Origin of the sequence: Bradyrhizobium erythrophlei, assembly GCF_900129425.1 — a bacterium.
Lineage (GTDB): Bacteria > Pseudomonadota > Alphaproteobacteria > Rhizobiales > Xanthobacteraceae > Bradyrhizobium > Bradyrhizobium erythrophlei_C.
Genome location: NZ_LT670817.1, coordinates 221,306 through 237,347, shown reverse-complemented (window position 1 = coordinate 237,347; position 16,042 = coordinate 221,306). Strand labels below are relative to the sequence as shown.

14 protein-coding genes are annotated in these 16,042 nt (G+C 62.9%); 6 read left to right on the top strand and 8 right to left on the bottom strand.

The genetic code is table 11. The features are described from left to right. Positions 1-110 precede the first annotated feature (110 nt). From B5527_RS01050 to B5527_RS01040, 3 genes are all read right to left on the bottom strand, one after another. Positions 111-629, bottom strand: coding sequence for a DUF309 domain-containing protein (locus tag B5527_RS01050; RefSeq protein ID WP_079599641.1), 519 nt, complete (start codon positions 627-629; stop codon positions 111-113). 24 nt (positions 630-653) lie between these two features. After that, a complete protein-coding gene (locus B5527_RS01045; RefSeq protein WP_079599640.1) occupies positions 654-1,472 on the bottom strand; it encodes an alpha/beta fold hydrolase in 819 nt (272 codons plus the stop codon). Between the two features lie 328 nt (positions 1,473-1,800). After that, positions 1,801-3,351 (bottom strand): benzoate-CoA ligase family protein, encoded by a 1,551-nt coding sequence (locus B5527_RS01040; RefSeq protein WP_079599639.1) that lies wholly within the window; start codon positions 3,349-3,351, stop codon positions 1,801-1,803. A gap of 148 nt (positions 3,352-3,499) precedes the next feature. Between B5527_RS01040 and B5527_RS01035 the strand changes: the two genes are divergently transcribed. The 4 genes from B5527_RS01035 (at position 3,500) to B5527_RS01020 (ending at position 7,658) form a co-directional block, all read left to right on the top strand. Next, positions 3,500-3,718, top strand: coding sequence for a DUF3658 domain-containing protein (locus B5527_RS01035; protein ID WP_172842443.1), 219 nt, complete (start codon positions 3,500-3,502; stop codon positions 3,716-3,718). A 14-nt stretch (positions 3,719-3,732) separates the two neighbouring features. Then, positions 3,733-4,632, top strand: coding sequence for a helix-turn-helix transcriptional regulator (locus B5527_RS01030; protein ID WP_079599637.1), 900 nt, complete (start codon positions 3,733-3,735; stop codon positions 4,630-4,632). A gap of 88 nt (positions 4,633-4,720) precedes the next feature. Then, a complete protein-coding gene (locus B5527_RS01025; RefSeq protein WP_079599636.1) occupies positions 4,721-6,076 on the top strand; it encodes an aromatic ring-hydroxylating dioxygenase subunit alpha in 1,356 nt (451 codons plus the stop codon). Positions 6,077-6,221: 145 nt separating this feature from the next. Continuing rightward, complete coding sequence (locus B5527_RS01020; RefSeq protein ID WP_079599635.1) at positions 6,222-7,658, top strand: glutamine synthetase family protein; 1,437 nt, start codon at positions 6,222-6,224, stop codon at positions 7,656-7,658. A 636-nt stretch (positions 7,659-8,294) separates the two neighbouring features. Here the strand turns inward: B5527_RS01020 and B5527_RS01015 are convergent. From B5527_RS01015 to B5527_RS00995, 5 genes are all read right to left on the bottom strand, one after another. Beyond that, positions 8,295-9,014 carry an ABC transporter ATP-binding protein gene (locus tag B5527_RS01015; protein ID WP_079599634.1) on the bottom strand — a complete coding sequence of 240 codons (720 nt, stop codon included), beginning with the start codon at positions 9,012-9,014 and terminating at the stop codon, positions 8,295-8,297. Beyond that, a complete protein-coding gene (locus B5527_RS01010; RefSeq protein WP_079599633.1) occupies positions 9,007-9,774 on the bottom strand; it encodes an ABC transporter ATP-binding protein in 768 nt (255 codons plus the stop codon). Before B5527_RS01010 ends, B5527_RS01015 begins: the two co-directional genes overlap by 8 nt. After that, positions 9,767-10,714 carry a branched-chain amino acid ABC transporter permease gene (locus tag B5527_RS01005; protein WP_079599632.1) on the bottom strand — a complete coding sequence of 316 codons (948 nt, stop codon included), beginning with the start codon at positions 10,712-10,714 and terminating at the stop codon, positions 9,767-9,769. The genes B5527_RS01010 and B5527_RS01005 overlap by 8 nt, the downstream gene beginning before the upstream one ends. After that, a complete protein-coding gene (locus tag B5527_RS01000; protein WP_079599631.1) occupies positions 10,711-11,628 on the bottom strand; it encodes a branched-chain amino acid ABC transporter permease in 918 nt (305 codons plus the stop codon). The genes B5527_RS01005 and B5527_RS01000 overlap by 4 nt, the downstream gene beginning before the upstream one ends. Before the next feature lie 321 nt (positions 11,629-11,949). Next, complete coding sequence (locus B5527_RS00995) at positions 11,950-13,122, bottom strand: ABC transporter substrate-binding protein (RefSeq protein WP_079606968.1); 1,173 nt, start codon at positions 13,120-13,122, stop codon at positions 11,950-11,952. Between the two features lie 317 nt (positions 13,123-13,439). Here B5527_RS00995 and B5527_RS00990 point away from each other — a divergent pair, with 317 nt between their 5' ends. Together B5527_RS00990 and B5527_RS45630 are read left to right on the top strand one after the other, a co-directional pair. Beyond that, complete coding sequence (locus B5527_RS00990; RefSeq protein ID WP_079599630.1) at positions 13,440-14,723, top strand: NAD(P)/FAD-dependent oxidoreductase; 1,284 nt, start codon at positions 13,440-13,442, stop codon at positions 14,721-14,723. Positions 14,724-15,013: 290 nt separating this feature from the next. Further along, on the top strand, positions 15,014-15,856 hold the full coding sequence (locus B5527_RS45630; protein ID WP_197689258.1) for a hypothetical protein: 843 nt from the start codon (positions 15,014-15,016) through the stop codon (positions 15,854-15,856). Positions 15,857-16,042: the final 186 nt, after the last annotated feature.

Sequence of the window (16,042 nt, the reverse complement as noted above, 5' to 3'; positions counted from 1 at the left end):
CGGAATATTATTGAATTGTACGACTTTCCGGATCGTACGCTTCATATGCACAATAATGCATGTTTGGGGCGAGGTCTAGGGGCTTTTAGGCGTCAAAACTGCATTTTTCTTCATGCTCGCCAAGCAACGCCGATCTTCACCCAATCCGACATCGACAACGCCGGCAGTGCCAGTTTGTCTCGAAGCAGCGCCGCCAGCGCGGCGGACGGGAATCCATCGGCAAACCCGTCGGCGGAAGTCTGGCGGGCGCCGAGAGCGGCGAGTTCTCCCAGCGCCTCGCGCAGAAGCCGTACCGCGGCGCGCGGCTTCTGCATCCGCAGCCTGAGATTGGCGTTGGCGATCTGGATGCAGGCCCGCAGCAACATCCGCTCGCGTCCGCCCTGCGGCGCCGCCGCCCACACCGCTTCCAGGACCTCCTGCGATTCCCAGAAATAGCCGCTGTCGTTGAGCGCGATGCCGTAGCGCAGCGCCGGATGCCGCGCCGGCACAAAGCCGCGGAACCGCGATGGCACCAGCGCCTTGGCTTGCCATAGCGTGTCGTGATCGGCCTCGGCGTCCGCGGTCTCGCCGGGGACATAGGCCCAGCGCGGCAGCGGAAGGCTGACGGCGGTTGAGGGAGGGATGCTCATCTCGGCATCGCCACGACCAATGTTTTAAGCGGCTCGGCCTTCCGAGCCTTCATGCAAATACAAAATACGCGTCGCAAATTCTGAAATCGTATCGAGCGTCGCAGCCGGCGCTTCGCGCTGCGGCGAATGTCCGGCCTCTGAAATGATCGTCACATCGACCGGACAATAGCACTCTTCCCGGGCGATCTCTATCTGGCGAATAGTCCCATACTGGTCGTCGGCGCCCTGCAGGATGGCAATCGGGACCCGTATGTAGGCGAGACAGCCGGAGATGTCCCAGCCGCGAAATTTCGGGTCGAGCCAGGCGCCGTTCCAGCCGTAGAAGGCGTTGTCGACATCGCGGTGCCAGCGCTTGAGTTTGGCGCGGAGGTCCGAGGTCTCGTAGGCCTGCTTGATCGCGGCGATCGACCGCACCGAAATATCCTCCACGACAAAATGCGGCGCGATCATCGCAACCGCGCGCACGCGGTGGTCCTGAACGCTGCCGGCATAGATCGCGGCGATCGAGGCGCCGTCGGAATGCCCAAGCAGCAGGCCGCGGCGAAAGCCGATCCGGTCGAGCACTTTCGGCAAGACATCGAGCGCTTCGATCGACATGTAATCGAGCGGGCGCGGCAATGTCACCGGCGTCGAAGCGCCATAGCCGGCGCGCGAATACGCGAACACGCCGGCCCCGGTCGCGGCCTGAAGTTTTTCAGGAAAATCCCCCCACAGCCCGGCCGATCCCAGGCCTTCGTGCAGCATGACAATGGTCGGCGCATCTTCAGGCGCCGGACCGATCATGCGGTATTCGAGATCGAAGGCGCCGATGCGCAAGGTGCCGGTGGGGGTAAGAGCAGTCATCGTAACCGCTCCCGTCGCAACACCGCGCGCTGCGCCCTCTCCCCCCTTGTGGGGGAGAGTTGGAGAGGGGGGTAGCCACGGGCACTGAGCTTGCGGCTTACCCCCCTCCCACAAGGGGGGAGGGAACGGACCGGTGCCGGGGGGCGGGCTGTTCGCCACAAGCGGGGAGAGAGCAGAGCGTGCGTCGTGGTAACACCTCGAATTGCGGTCAACCAAGAGCCGTCATTCCGGACAGTTCGCGAAGCGAACTGATCCGGAATCCCGAGATGGTTGTTCGCCGTTCGGGATTCCGGGTTCGCGCTGACGCGCGCCCCGGAATGACGAAACATCATTTGCTGTCCCCGTCCCGCAGCTTGAACCTTTGAATCTTCCCGGTTGCTGTCTTCGGCAGGCTATCCACGACATCGATCCAGCGCGGATATTTCCACACCCCGATCTTCTGCTTGACGTGTTCCTTCAGCGCCTCGTGCAGGCCGTCGGTCTTGGCGTCTGCGCGCAGCACCACGAAAGCTTTCGGCTTCAGCAATCCTTCCGGGTCGGCTTCGGGCACCACCGCGGCTTCAAGCACCGCGGGATGGGTGATCAATGCGCTCTCGACCTCGAACGGCGACACCCAGATGCCGGAAACCTTGAACATGTCGTCGCTGCGGCCGCAAAATGTATAGCGGCCGTCGGCATCGCGGATGTATTTGTCGCCGGTGCGGGTCCAGTGGCCGGCAAAGGTCTGACGGCTTTTGCTGCGCTGGTTCCAGTAGCCTTCTCCGGCCGAGGGTGCATCGACCAGGAGTTCGCCGAGCTCGCCATCGGGCACATCGTCGCCGGCTTCATCGACTAGCCGCACCTTGTAGCCCGGCACCGGACGGCCCGACGTGCCGTATTTGATATCGCCGGGGGAATTCGACAGAAAAATATGCAAAAGCTCGGTCGAACCGACGCCGTCGAGAATATCGACGCCGAAGCGCGCCTTCCAGGCATTGCCGACCGATTCCGGCAGCGCCTCGCCGGCGGAGGTGCAGACGCGCAGGCGCGAGCCGCCGCGTTCGTGCTTCAGCGTCTCGTCATTGAGCATCGCCGAAAACAGCGTCGGCACCCCGAAGAAAATGCTCGGATGGTATTTGCCCATCAGCGCGAACATGGCCGCCGGCGTCGGCCGTTCCGAATTGAGCACCGTGGTGGCGCCGACCGACATCGGAAACGTCATCGCGTTGCCGAGGCCGTAGGCGAAAAACAGTTTTGCAGCCGACAGCCCGACGTCGTCCTCGCGGATCCCGAGCACCTGTTTGGCGTAGGTGTCCGCGGTTGCCGCCAGACTGGAATGCAGATGCCGCACGCCCTTGGGCATGCCGGTCGAGCCCGACGAATACAGCCAGAACGCCGGCTCGTCGGCATGGGTGGCGGCGGTCGCGAAGGCGTCGCTTTCGCCGGCGAGTTCATCCGATAATTTTTTGTAACCATGCGCATCGCTACCGGCGACGACGACGTGCTCGAGATCGGACATCCGCCCCACAATGTCCTTGACCACGGGCAGCAGTGCTTCGGAAATGAACAGTACCCGGGCCCGGCAATCCGCCAGCACATAGGCGTATTGTTCTGATGTCAGCAGCGTGTTGAGCGGCACCGGCACGATACCGGCGCGGATCGCGCCCAAAAACACCGCGGGGAAATCGACGGTGTCGAGCATGATCATGGCGACCCGCTCTTCGCGGCGGACGCCGAGCCGGCGCAGCAAATTGGCGAGCCGGCAGCTCTGCTGCTGCAATTCGCCATAAGTCAGTTCGGAAACGGTGTCAGTGAAGGCGAGCTTTGCGCCGCGCCCTTCGTCGATATTGCGGTCGAGCAGCCAGGTCACCGCATTGTAGGAGCCGGACGGCCCGCTCATGCCGCGCTCCAATCAGCCAAGCGTGTCACGACGCGTCCTCCCAGGTATTTAAGAATTATAATTCATAGAAAGGCACTACATCTGCTTGCTGTCAATCCTCGACGGCATTATGTTTCCGATGCACTCACTTCTTACCGTTGGTGGCAAGATGTCCCCCGAACTGGTCGATCAAACCATCCTGGCGTCCTGCAAACCGCAATTTTTAAAGGTTATCCGCATCATCGGTGACGTCGACCGAGTTATGAACGGGACCAAGGTGGACTTCATCGCCGACCGGATTAAAGCACTCGTCAAAGCCGGGAGGCTGGAAGCGGCGGGGAATCTCAATCGGTGGGAAGCCAGCGAAATTCGCCTGACCGGGAAGTGAAACGAACCGGGGACATGACCGACAATTCCGATCCCGAAACCGGCTTTCTCGAGCAACTCGGCCAGCGTGTCCGCACCATGCGCGCGCTGCGCGGCATGTCGCGCAAGGTGCTGGCCAAAGTCTCCGGCATTTCCGAACGCTATATCGCGCAGCTCGAAAGCGGCAAGGGCAACGTCTCGATCGTGCTGCTGCGCCGGGTGTCGCACGCGATGGGCGCGCATCTCGAAGATCTTATTCCCGCCGGCGAACCCGCGCCGGACTGGCCGGTAATCCGCGACCTCTTGCGCAAGGCGACGCCGAACCAGATCGCGCAGGCCAAGGACGTGCTCGCGGGCCAAGGCGGCGGCGCGGCGCAACGGCGGATGTCGTTTGCCGGCATCGCGCTGATCGGCCTGCGCGGCGCCGGCAAATCCACGCTCGGCAAACTGCTGGCGAAGAAAATCGGCTGGAGTTTCGTCGAGCTCAACAAGGAGATCGAGGCGCAGAACGGCCTGTCGGTCGCCGAGATCATCGCGCTCTACGGCCAGGAAGGTTTTCGGCGCATGGAGCAGGCCGCCCTCGGGCAGTTGCTGGCGCGAAAAGAGCTGATGGTGCTGGCGACCGGCGGCGGCATCGTCTCCGAGCCGTTGACCTTCGACCTGATCCTGTCGTCGTTCTATACGATCTGGCTGAAGGCCGAGCCGGAAGAACACATGGCGCGGGTGCGCAGGCAAGGCGATCTGCGCCCGATGGCCGACGACCGCTCGGCGATGACCGAATTGCGCACCATTTTGCGGAGCCGCGAACCGCTGTATGCGCGGGCTTCCGCCGTGGTGGATACCGCGGGGCTGAGCGTCGACGGGGCCGCCGCGCGGTTGATCGAGGCGGTGGCGCCGGTGCTGCAGACTGATGCGAAAATGTTCGCGCGGGGGTGATTAACTCATCTGCAGACCGATGGCTGGCCGTGGCGATGGGCTTTGGTTAGAGTGGATGCGCTGTCAGCTCCAGTAGGACACCCCCGCCATGATGAGCCAGGAACAGAACGACCTGATCACCCGCACCGGTCCCAAAGACGCCTGCGGGAAACTGATGCGGATGTACTGGCAGCCGGCGGGGCTGGTCGACGAGATGCAGGGCCCGCGCCCGGTCAAGGCCATCAAGCTACTCGGCGAGAACCTCGTGCTGTTTCGCGACGAAGAGGGCCGCTACGGCCTGATCGAGCGCCATTGCGCGCATCGCGGCGCCGACCTTGCGTTCGGCCGGCTGGAAAACGGCGGCCTGCGCTGCGCGTTCCATGGCTGGCTGTTCGACGTGTCAGGACAGTGCCTGGAGACGCCGGCGGAGCCCAGGGATTCCGTGCTGTGCAGGAACATCACGCAACGCGCGTATCCCGTGGTCGAGAAGAGCGGCATTCTCTGGGCTTATTTAGGCGAGGGTGAGCCGCCGGCATTTCCGGAGATCGACTGCTTTGTGGCGCCGGACGCCTATACGTTCGCGTTCAAGGGTCACATCAACTGCAACTGGCTGCAGGCGCTGGAAGTCGGCATCGATCCCTCGCACGCCTCGTTCCTGCATCGCTTCTTCGAGGACGAGGATCCCGCGGCTTCCTACGGCAAGCAGTTTCGCGGCGCCTCAGCCGGCAGCGACATGCCGATGACGAAAATACTGCGCGAATATGACCGGCCCATCATCAATGTCGAGCATACCGAATACGGCTTGCGGCTGATCGCGCTGCGCGAGATCGACGAGGAGCGCACCCATGTGCGCGTCACCAACCAGCTGTTCCCGCATGGCTTCGTCATCCCCATGAGCACCGAGATGACGATCTCGCAGTGGCACGTGCCGGTCGATGACGAGAACTGCTACTGGTACGCGATCTTCACCAGCTACGCGGCGCCGGTCGACAAGAACAAGATGCGTGAGCAGCGCCTCGAACTCTACGAGCTGCCCGACTATCGCTCGCGCAAGAACAAGTCGAACGATTACGGCTTCGATCCGCGGGAGCAGGCGACCGCGACCTTCACCGGCATGGGAGCCGACATCAACGTGCACGATCAGTGGGCGGTGGAATCGATGGGACCGATCCAGGACCGCACCCGCGAACATCTCGGCACCGCCGACAAGGCCATCGTGCAGTATCGCCGGCTGCTGCGGCAGGAAATCGAGAAGGCCGCGTCCGGCGTCAAGCCCTTCATGTTCCTCGATGCCGCGCATGCGCGCAGCATTCAGGGCCCGGCCACCATGGACGGCATCGGACCGACGCGGGGCTGGGAAACCTTCTGGATGGAGACCGACGTCAAGCGGCGGCGCGGCGCGCCATGGGCCGCACCGGTGCCCGCTGACATCGCCGACAAGGTTCCTCATCTGAAGGTCGTTTAGCGATGGCCTTTCTTCGTCATTGCGAGCGGAGCGAAGCAATCCATCGAGCCGCCGAAGGAAAGTGTGGATTGCTTCGTCGCTTCGCTCCTCGCAATGACGACCAATACGAATCGCATTTTGAGTTAGACTCTGAGGGAGTGACGCGTTGAGTTTTGTCGAGCGTCACGGTCTTTGGTCGAACGAGCAGAAGGAAGCAGCGACACGGCTGCGGAAAATTGTCGAGGAACAAAAACTCGAAGTCATCAGATTCTCGTTCCCCGACCAGCATGGCATTTTGCGCGGCAAGACGCTGGTGGCGAGCGAGGCGCTGGCTTCGCTCGAAAGCGGATGCACCATCACCACCACGATGTTCGCCAAGGACACCTCGCATAAGACCGTGTTTCCGGTGTTCACCTCCGGCGGCGGTTTTGGGATGCGGGAGATGGAAGGCGCCGCCGATGTGCTGATGGTGCCGGACCCCCTGAGCTTTCGCGTGCTGCCATGGGCATCCGCCACCGGCTGGCTATTATGCGACGTCCATTTCGCCGACGGGCGTCCGGTGCCGTTCGCGACCCGCAACCTTTATAAATCGGTGCTCGCGACCCTTGGAAAACGCGGCTACGACTTCGTCGCCGGGCTCGAGGTCGAATGCCATATCTTCAAGCTCGAAGACGCCAGGATGTCGCCGGCGGATGCCGGCCAGCCGGGCCAGCCGCCTGATGTCAGCCTGCTGTCGCATGGCTATCAATACCTGACCGAACAGCGCTACGACCAGATGGAGCCGGTGCTGGAGATCGTCAGGCGCGACCTGGTGGTGCTCGGCTTGCCGCTGCGATCGATCGAAGTCGAGTACGGCCCGAGCCAGTGCGAGTTCACCTTCAAGCCGACGGTCGGGCTCGAGCCTGCCGACAACATGATCCTGCTGCGCAGCGCCGTGAAGCAGATCTGCCGCCGCCACGGTTATCACGCGACCTTCATGTGCCGCCCCAAGCTTCCGAACGTGGTCGCCTCCGGCTGGCATCTGCATCAATCGATCGTCTCGCGCGCCAGCGGCGAGAACGCGTTCATGGCCAAGGACACCGGCGAAGTGCTGAGCCCGTTCGGCCGTTTCTATCTCGGCGGACTGCTAAAACATGCCCGCGCAGCGGCCGTGTTCACGACCCCGACCATCAATGGTTACAAGCGTTATCGTTCCTATTCGCTGGCGCCGGACCGCGCGATCTGGGGCCGCGACAACCGCGGCGTGATGATCCGCGTGCTCGGCGGCGCCGATGATCCGGCGACCCGGCTTGAAAATCGCATCGGCGAGCCCGCCGCCAATCCCTATCTCTACATGGCCTCGCAGATTCTCTCAGGCCTCGACGGCGTCGATCGGGCGCTCGATCCCGGCCCGTCGGCGGACACGCCCTATGAGACGAAAGCCGCACCGCTGCCGAAAAGCCTGGGCGAAGCGGTGGATGCGCTGAAGCACGATGAGTTTTTTCGCGAAGCGCTCGGCGCTGGCTTTGTCGATTACTACGTCCACATCAAGAACGCGGAGATCGAACGCTTTCAGGCCGAGGTGTCCGACTGGGAGCAGCGCGAATATTTCGAGATGTTTTGAGCGGGCGTGTTGCGAAACGACGCTGCCACGGCAACGGCAGTGAGCTCCCTCTCCCCTTGTGGGAGAGGGTTGGGGTGAGGGGTTCAGGTCTATCGATAGTCCGTAACCCCTCACCCGGATCGCATCTGTCGATGCGATCCGACCTCTCCCACAAGGGGAGAGGTGACAACGAGCAAGCGGCAACGATTATTCGCACATCCAATCGAACGCTTTCAGGCGGAAGTGTCGGACTGGGAGCAGCGCGAATATTTCGAGATGTTTTGAGCGGGCGTGTTGCGAAACGACCCTGCCTCGGCAACGGCAGTGAGCTCCCTCTCCCCTTGCGGGAGAGGGTTGGGGTGAGGGGTTCAGGTCTATCGATAGTCCGTAACCCCTCACCCGGATTGCATCTGACGATGCAATCCGACCTCTCCCGCAAGGGGAGAGGTGGCAACGAGTGTGCAGCGGCAACACGTCACCACCGACGATGGATTGCTTCGTCGCTGCGCCCTCGCAATGACGATCGCGCGCCGATCTTGCAACTCGTCATGCCCGGGCTTGACCCGGGCATCCACGTCTTTGCCGACACAAGCAAGAAAGACGTGGATGGCCGGGACGAGCCCGGCCATGACGAAAATTCGGCGCACGCGTCCTCGCTCACACCCCCAAATATCTGTGCTGCAAATCCGGCTCGGCGATCAGCTCGGCCGACGTGCCGCTCCACACCGCCCGTCCGCGTTCGACGATGTAGTGACGGTCGGCGATGCGGGTGAGGTTTTCGATGTTCTTGTCGATCACCAGAACAGATTGGCCGCGCGCCTTCAGCATTGACAGGCAGTTCCAGATTTCGTCGCGGATCAGCGGAGCGAGGCCTTCGGTGGCCTCGTCGAGGATCAGCAGACGCGGATTGGTCATCAGCGCGCGGCCGATCGCCAGCATCTGCTGCTCGCCGCCTGACAGCGTGTTGCCCATGTTGCTGCCGCGTTCGTCAAGCCGCGGAAACAGCGCGTGGATCTTGTCGATGGTCCATGGATCGGCACTGCCCAGGCGGTTGCCCGACGCCGCAACCAGATTCTCGCGCACGGTCAGATTGGGGAAAATCTGGCGCCCCTCGGGCACCAGGCCAATGCCCAGTTGCGCGATCCGGAACGAGGCAAGCTTGCGCACGTCCATCCCGCCGAAACGGATGGAGCCGGCGCGCGCCGGCGTCAGCCCCATGATGGAACGGATGGTAGTGGTCTTCCCCATGCCGTTGCGGCCCATCATGGCCACCATTTCGCCCGACCGGACCGACAGCGACAGACCGAACAGCACCTGGCTCAGACCATAGCAGGTCTCGATATCTTCGACTTCGAGCAAGGCGCCGGTGTCAGCCATGACGGACAACCGCGTGCTGATCGCCGAGATAGGCGCGCCTGACCTCTTCGTTCTGGCGGATCGCCGCCGGCACGTCGGAGGCGATGATGCGGCCGTAGACCAGCACGCTGATGCGGTCGGCGAGCGCGAACACCGCGTCCATGTCGTGCTCGACCAGCACGATGGAAACCTCCCGGCGCAGTTCCTGCAGCAGCCTCACCATGCGCGCCGATTCGGTGATGCCCAATCCTGCCATCGGTTCGTCGAGCAGCAGCAACCGCGGCGAGGTCGCGAGCGCGACGGCGAGCTCGAGCTCGCGCTGCTCGCCGTGACTTAGCCGGGAAACGAGGACGCCGGCGCGATGGCTGAGCCCCACGCGGTCCAGCGCGGCCTGCGCCGTTTGGCGGAGGTGGCTCTCCTTGCGGGCGTTGCCCCAGAAGCGGAACGAATGACCGTCGTGCGCCTGCGCCGCCAGCGCGACATTGTCGGCGGCGGTGAAGTCGGACAGCAGCGAGGTAATCTGGAACGAGCGCGCCAGTCCGAGCGCGCTGCGCCGATGCGCCGGCACGCGGGTGATATCCTGGCCCGCGAGGTGAATGGTGCCGCCGTGCGGCGGCAGTTGTCCGGTCAGTTGGCTGATCAGCGTGGTCTTGCCGGCGCCGTTCGGCCCGATGATCGCGTGCAGCTCTCCGCTCGCGACATCGACCGAGACGTGATCGGTCGCGACGATGCCGCCGAACCGGCGGACCAGTTTTTCGACGCGAAGCAAGGGCTCAGCCACGGCTCAGCCTCCCCAGCAGCCCGACGATACCGCCGCGCCCGAACAGCACGATCAACAGCAGCAGCGGGCCCATGATCAGCGCCCAGTATTCGGTCACCTGCGACAGGAATTCTTCCAGCACCAGATATACCATCGCGCCGAGCACCGGGCCGAACAGCGAACCCATGCCGCCGAGGATCACCATCACCATGAGATCGCCGGAGCGGGTCCAGAACATGACAGCCGGGCTGACGAAGTCGGTGTTGTTGGCCAGCAGCGCCCCGGCCAACCCGCACATCGTGCCGGCGATGATGAAACAAACCAGCCGGTAGCGGGTGGCGGGAAACCCGATCGCCTGCATGCGCGCTTCGTTGGAACGCAGGCCCTGAATCACCATGCCGAAGCGCGAATTGACGATCCGCCAGACCAGATAGATCCCGCCGAACAGGCACGCCAGGCAGAGATAATAAAACTGCACGCGGTTCGACAGGTTGATGAGGCCATCGAAATCGCTGCGCTTGTAGATCGTGAGACCGTCGTCGCCGCCGTAGCGGGCGAGCCCCGAGGCGACGTAATAGGCCATCTGCGCAAAGGCCAGTGTGATCATGATGAAGTAGACGCCACGGGTGCGCAAGGACAGCGCGCCGATCACGAGCGCGAACAGTGCCGAGGCCGCCAGCGCCACCGGCCACTGAATGAAGCCGGAGCCGATGCCCTCGAAGGCGAGAATGCCGACCGCGTAGCCGCCGATCCCGAGATAGGCGGCATGCCCAAAGCTCATCATGCCACCATAGCCCATGATGAGATTGAGGCTGACCGCCGCCAGCGCGAAAATGACGATGCGCGTGAACAGCGTCAGCACAAAGATGTTGCCGCTCAGCGAAGAATAGAGCGGGAGCAACACCAGGCCGGCGCCGACCAGCGCCACGACGACGTTGCGGGCGTTGAGCGAAGTCGTCATCGCCGGCTGGCCGGAAACAGCCCCTCCGGGCGCACCACCAGCACGATCGCCATCAACAGATAGATCAGCATCGAGGAGAGCGCGGGCGCCGCGGTCGAAGCGGCGGAGGAACTCAGGATCTGGCGCAGCAAATCGGGCAGGAAGGCGCGGCCCAACGTGTCGATCAGGCCGACAAAGATCGCGGCCAGGAATGCGCCGCGGATCGAGCCGATGCCGCCGATCACGATGATGACGAAGGCAAGAATCAGGATGTTTTCCCCCATCCCGATTTGTACGGTCAGGATCGGCGCCTGCATCAGCCCGGCGAGACCGGCAAGGGCGGCGCCGAGCCCGAACACCAGCGTGTAGAGCAGCTTGATGTTGATGCCGAGCGCCCCGATCATTTCCCGGTTCGACGCGCCGGCGCGGATCAGCATGCCGAGCCGGGTGCGCATCACCACCAGGTAGAGGAACGCCGCGACCAGCAGCGAGACCACGATGATCGCCAGCCGGTAGCTCGGATAGTACACGCCGGGCATGATCTGGATCGGTACCGTCAGCCAGCCCGGCAGCGGCAGCGCCAGTCCCGCCGGGCCCCAGATCAGCCGGACCAGATCGTTGAAAAACAGGATCAGCCCGAACGTCGCCAGCACATGGTCGAGATGGTCGCGGCCGTAGAAGTGCCGGAGTGCCACGAACTCCAGCACGATGCCGAGCAGTAATGTCGCGCCGAGCGCGAGGATGGCGCCGATAACGAAACTGCCGGTCCAGGCCACGAAGGTCGCGGCGAAGTAGGCGCCCATCATGTAGAGCGAGCCATGCGCCAGATTAACAAAGTCCATGATGCCGAACACCAGCGTCAGTCCCGCCGCCAGCAGAAACAGCAGCAGGCCGAACTGCAATCCATTCACGAATTGTTCGACGACAAGCAGCATGGAGACTCTAGGTCGTTTGCCGATTGAACAGCATCATCAGGCGTCTCGGGGGGCCTCATGGTTCGAGACGCGCGGCGCCGCCGCGCTCCTCACCATGAGGGATCTGAAGGACCTCATCCTGAGGAGGCGCGAAGCGCCGTCTCGAAGGATGAAGCAATAGCTCGTAGGATGGGTTGAGCGAAGCGAAACCCATCAGCGACTAGAACGAAACGTGATGGGTTTCGCTTCGCTCAACCCATCCTTCGCTCAAGATGCAAGACACCTGCCAACAGCAACAGCGGCAACACGAGCTACCGCCGCTGTTTCGAACAGAACCCGCGATCACTTCATCGGGCATTTGTCGTGGAAGCTATCCTGGCTGTCCTTGACGATGGTCGAGACGGTTTTCAGCGAGAGCTGGCCGTCGGCGTCCTTCACCACGTCCTGCAGGTAGAAATTCTGGATCGGGATGTGGTTGTTGCCGTACTTGAACGGACCGCGCAGCGACTTGAAGTTGGCCTTCTCCATCTCGGCCTTCATCGCGTCCTTCTTGGTCATGTCGCCCTTCACCGCCACCACCGCGCTGTTGATCAATTGCGCGGCGTCATAGGCCTGCGCGCCGTAATAGGTCGGGCGCAGATTGGGATATTTCTTGCGGTAGTCGGCGACGAATTTCTTGTTCTGCTCGTTCGGCAGATCGTTGACCCACTCCTGCGCGCCGGGAACGCCGATCGCGTTGTCCTTCTGCAGCGGCAGCGACAATTCGTCGATGGTGAAGGCCGTATAGAGCGGAATCTGCGGCTTGAGCCCGGCCTGCACATATTGATTGAGGAACTGGACGCCGGCGGCACCCGGATAGAACACGAAAATCGACTCCGCCTTCGACGCGCGCGCCTTCGACAGTTCGGCCGAGAAGTCGAGCTGGCTCGGCCACACCGTGTAGTCCTCGCCCAGCACCTGGCCCTTGAACGTGCTCTTGAGGCCGGCCAGCATGTCCTTGCCCGCGGCATAGTTCGGGCCGATCAGGTACACCGACTTGACGCCCTTCTGATTCATGTAAAGGCCCATCGCCGCCGGGGTCTGGTCGTTCTGCCAGGAGGTCGAAAACACGTAAGGCGAACACAATTCGCCGGCGAGCTGCGACGGTCCGGCGTTGGCGCTGATCAGGAAAGTCTGCGAATCGACCGCGGTCTTGAGCGAGGCCAACAGCACGTTCGACCAGATATAGCCGGCGATGAAGTCGACCTTGTCGGACTGCACCAGCTTCTCGGTCTTCTGCTTGCCGACATCCGGTTTCTGCTGGTCGTCTTCGTAAATCACCTCGACCGGCAACCCGCCCATCTTGCGGCCCATGTGATCGAGCGCAAGCTCGAACGAATTGCGCATGTCGTTGCCGATCACGGCGGTGGGGCCGCTGAAGGTGGAGACAAACCCGATCTTGATGGAGTTCGCCGCCTGGGCCGGGTTTGCCAGCGCCAGGGCCGTTACGCCCGCCAGCCAGAATGCCGTTCTCATGTTCATCCCCCTCTTGGTTATTGACGTATGCCGCCAGCCAAAGCACCGGCCAGATCCGCGGAAGCCGCCGAAGCTCCGTTCCCGGGTCTTCCGTTTTCCAGGTGACCTGTTTTGTGCGCGAAATCTCAAGGTGGCAGCAAGCACGAACCGCAGGCTCCTCCTAGAACCTTCGGCTCAATGCCAGCCTTCATGCAGCATAATTCGCATGGGCCGCGGATAGCAAGAATTATAGTTCTGGTTGGGAATCGATGGCCATGCCCTATCTGCTTTGAGGTATGGATGAACGAGCATTGGCCCGAGACCAAAGGCGCTTTTACATGACAACCGAGCAGCCACGGCCGACCAAGCCCCATCGCATCGTCATCGTCGGCGCCGGTTTCGGCGGACTGGAGGCGGCCTACCGTCTCGCCGGCGCGCCGGTCAGCATCACGCTGGTCGACCGGCGCAACCATCATCTGTTCCAGCCGCTGTTGTATCAGGTCGCGACCGCATCTCTGGCGACCTCGGAGATCGCCTGGCCAGTGCGCTATCTCTTGCGCGGCCGTCCCGACGTCACCACCCTGTTTGCCACGGTGACCGGCGTGGACACCGAGCGCAAGTGCGTGCTGCTCGATGGCGACGACACCTTGCCGTATGACACGCTGATTCTCGCCACCGGCGCGCGGCACGCTTATTTCGGCCATGACGAATGGGAGCCGTTCGCGCCCGGGCTGAAGACTCTCGAGGATGCCACCACGCTCCGGCGCCGCATCCTGGTCGCCTTCGAGCGCGCCGAGCGCGAGAGCGATCCGGAGCGCCGCGCGGCGCTTTTGACCTTTGTCATCGTCGGCGCCGGCCCGACCGGCGTCGAACTCGCCGGCACCATCGCCGAACTGGCACAGGACACGCTGCCGCCCGACTTCCGCAACATCGACACCCACAAGGCGCGTGTCGTCCTGATCGAGGCCGGGCCGCGCGTGCTGGCGGGCTTCTCCGACGATCTCTCGGCTTACGCGCAACGCTCGCTCAAGAGTCTCGGCGTCGAAGTCGTGTTGGGACAGGCCGTCACCGAATGCTCTTCCGACGGCGTCGTCTATGGCGGCAAGACGCTGCAGGCCAAGACCCTGATCTGGGCCGCCGGCGTGCGTGCCTCGCCCGCCGCCGAGTGGCTCGGCGCGCCGGCCGACGGCGCCGGGCGCCTGCAGGTGCTGCCCGATCTCACCGTCCCCGGCCATCCCGACATTTTCGCCATCGGCGATACCGTCGTGATCGAAGGTCCCGACGGAAAGCCGGTGCCCGGCATTGCGCCCGCGGCAAAGCAACAGGGGCGTTACGTCGCCGAAACCATCAAGCTGCGCCTGCAGGGCGGCAAGCCCGCGCCGTTCCGTTACAAACATGCCGGCAGCCTGGCGCAGATCGGCAAGCGCAAGGCGGTGATCGATTTCGGAAGCATCAAGCTGCGCGGCACGATCGCGTGGTGGATCTGGGGCATCGCGCACATTTATTTCCTGATCGGCATGCGTCACCGGCTCAGCGTCGCGATCAACTGGCTGTGGAATCATGCACGCGACCAGCGCGCCGCGCGGCTGATTACGCAGGGCAGCAGCAAGGTGGCGCGCTGACGGGTCGACGGTCACACGCCGATTGCCGATCGCGTGATCCGGCCAACGAGGGTTGCGTTCTCGCTTTCGTGCATCGTCGCGTCTATGCAATTTCAGATTGACAGCCTCGCCGTTGCCGCCCTAGCGTCGGCGAACTTTTTGAGGGGGTCCGCGCCATGGCAAAGAAAGCAGCGACCGGAAAGAAATCCAAAAAAAGCGCTTCACCAAAAAGAAGTCCACGAAAAACACCAGACCCAGCGCCGGTAGCGGCAGCAACGTCAGCGCCCGCGGTACCGTCGATACCGGTGCCCGTGGTAATCGCGGCAACGCCGGCGGCAGCCGCAACGGCGGCGCAGGAAGTGGCGCTGACACCGCCAAAATCGACCGTCACCAATGTCATTGACGATCCATCGGTCAGTCTGCAGCGCTTCGACCTGCTCGACCTGCAGCGCTACACCCAGGAAAAAGTCTACTCGACCACCGCCAGCAAGGACTTTCACCTGTTCTATGTCGGGCGCGACGACGTCCACGATATCCTCAAGCACGTGTTGTCGCGGGTCAGCGTCTCGCTCTACCTGAACATGTTCGGGTTCGATGACAACGAGCTCAACGATATCCTGATGAAAATTGCCCTCGATCCGACGATTACGATGCTGGTCACGCTGGACAAGAGCCAAGCCAACGGGCCGCACGAGAAAGCCCTGCTCGACGCCGACCGGCAGCACAACCTCGCGCTGTTCAACACGCACTTCGTCACCAAAACGCATGTGCAGGAGTTCGTCATCGGCCAGTCGGCCACGCATCAGATCAGCCACACCAAGGGATTTGTGGCGGACGGCCGGGTCGCCGGCGAGGGATCAACCAATTGGTCGGACTCTGGCGAGGGTACCTTTATCCTCCAGGGAAGCCCCGGCGGGGCGAAATACAAGGCGCAGAACAACACGCAATCGATCATCACCGATCCCGACACGGTCAGCCGTTTCTCGTCGGAACTGGTTGCCGAGCATATGGTTGCGCAGAAGCAAGCGGCAGCGGTTGGAGCCGCCGCCAACAAGCCTTTGAGGACCAAAGTCGCCAAGCCATCTTCGGCCGCCAAGGCTGCAGCCCCGCACCCCGCGTTGATTCGCCACCGCGCCGCCGGCGCCACGGCTTAAGGCGAGTTGCGCTGGCCTGCTTTCGTGGACCCGGCCGGCGTTTTCGTCACCCTGCGGAGAAGCCTCAGCCTAGGGAAATCCTTGCTTATAAAATGAGCAAACTCGATTGCAGCCTCCCAACAAGCGGGGCCGCGGCATACCCGTTTGGGAAACTGAGCCTCTGATATCAAACGGTGATTTTCACCA

Excerpts from the sequence above, each read along its gene's own strand:
- B5527_RS01050 (WP_079599641.1), bottom strand. The coding sequence starts at position 629 with ATGAGCATCCCTCCCTCAACCGCCGTCAGCCTTCCGCTGCCGCGCTGG.
- B5527_RS01045 (WP_079599640.1), bottom strand. The coding sequence starts at position 1,472 with ATGACTGCTCTTACCCCCACCGGCACCTTGCGCATCGGCGCCTTCGAT.
- B5527_RS01040 (WP_079599639.1), bottom strand. The coding sequence starts at position 3,351 with ATGAGCGGGCCGTCCGGCTCCTACAATGCGGTGACCTGGCTGCTCGAC.
- B5527_RS01035 (WP_172842443.1), top strand. The coding sequence starts at position 3,500 with ATGTCCCCCGAACTGGTCGATCAAACCATCCTGGCGTCCTGCAAACCG.
- B5527_RS01030 (WP_079599637.1), top strand. The coding sequence starts at position 3,733 with ATGACCGACAATTCCGATCCCGAAACCGGCTTTCTCGAGCAACTCGGC.
- B5527_RS01025 (WP_079599636.1), top strand. The coding sequence starts at position 4,721 with ATGATGAGCCAGGAACAGAACGACCTGATCACCCGCACCGGTCCCAAA.
- B5527_RS01015 (WP_079599634.1), bottom strand. The coding sequence starts at position 9,014 with ATGGCTGACACCGGCGCCTTGCTCGAAGTCGAAGATATCGAGACCTGC.
- B5527_RS01005 (WP_079599632.1), bottom strand. The coding sequence starts at position 10,714 with ATGACGACTTCGCTCAACGCCCGCAACGTCGTCGTGGCGCTGGTCGGC.
- B5527_RS01000 (WP_079599631.1), bottom strand. The coding sequence starts at position 11,628 with ATGCTGCTTGTCGTCGAACAATTCGTGAATGGATTGCAGTTCGGCCTG.
- B5527_RS00995 (WP_079606968.1), bottom strand. The coding sequence starts at position 13,122 with ATGAGAACGGCATTCTGGCTGGCGGGCGTAACGGCCCTGGCGCTGGCA.
- B5527_RS00990 (WP_079599630.1), top strand. The coding sequence starts at position 13,440 with ATGACAACCGAGCAGCCACGGCCGACCAAGCCCCATCGCATCGTCATC.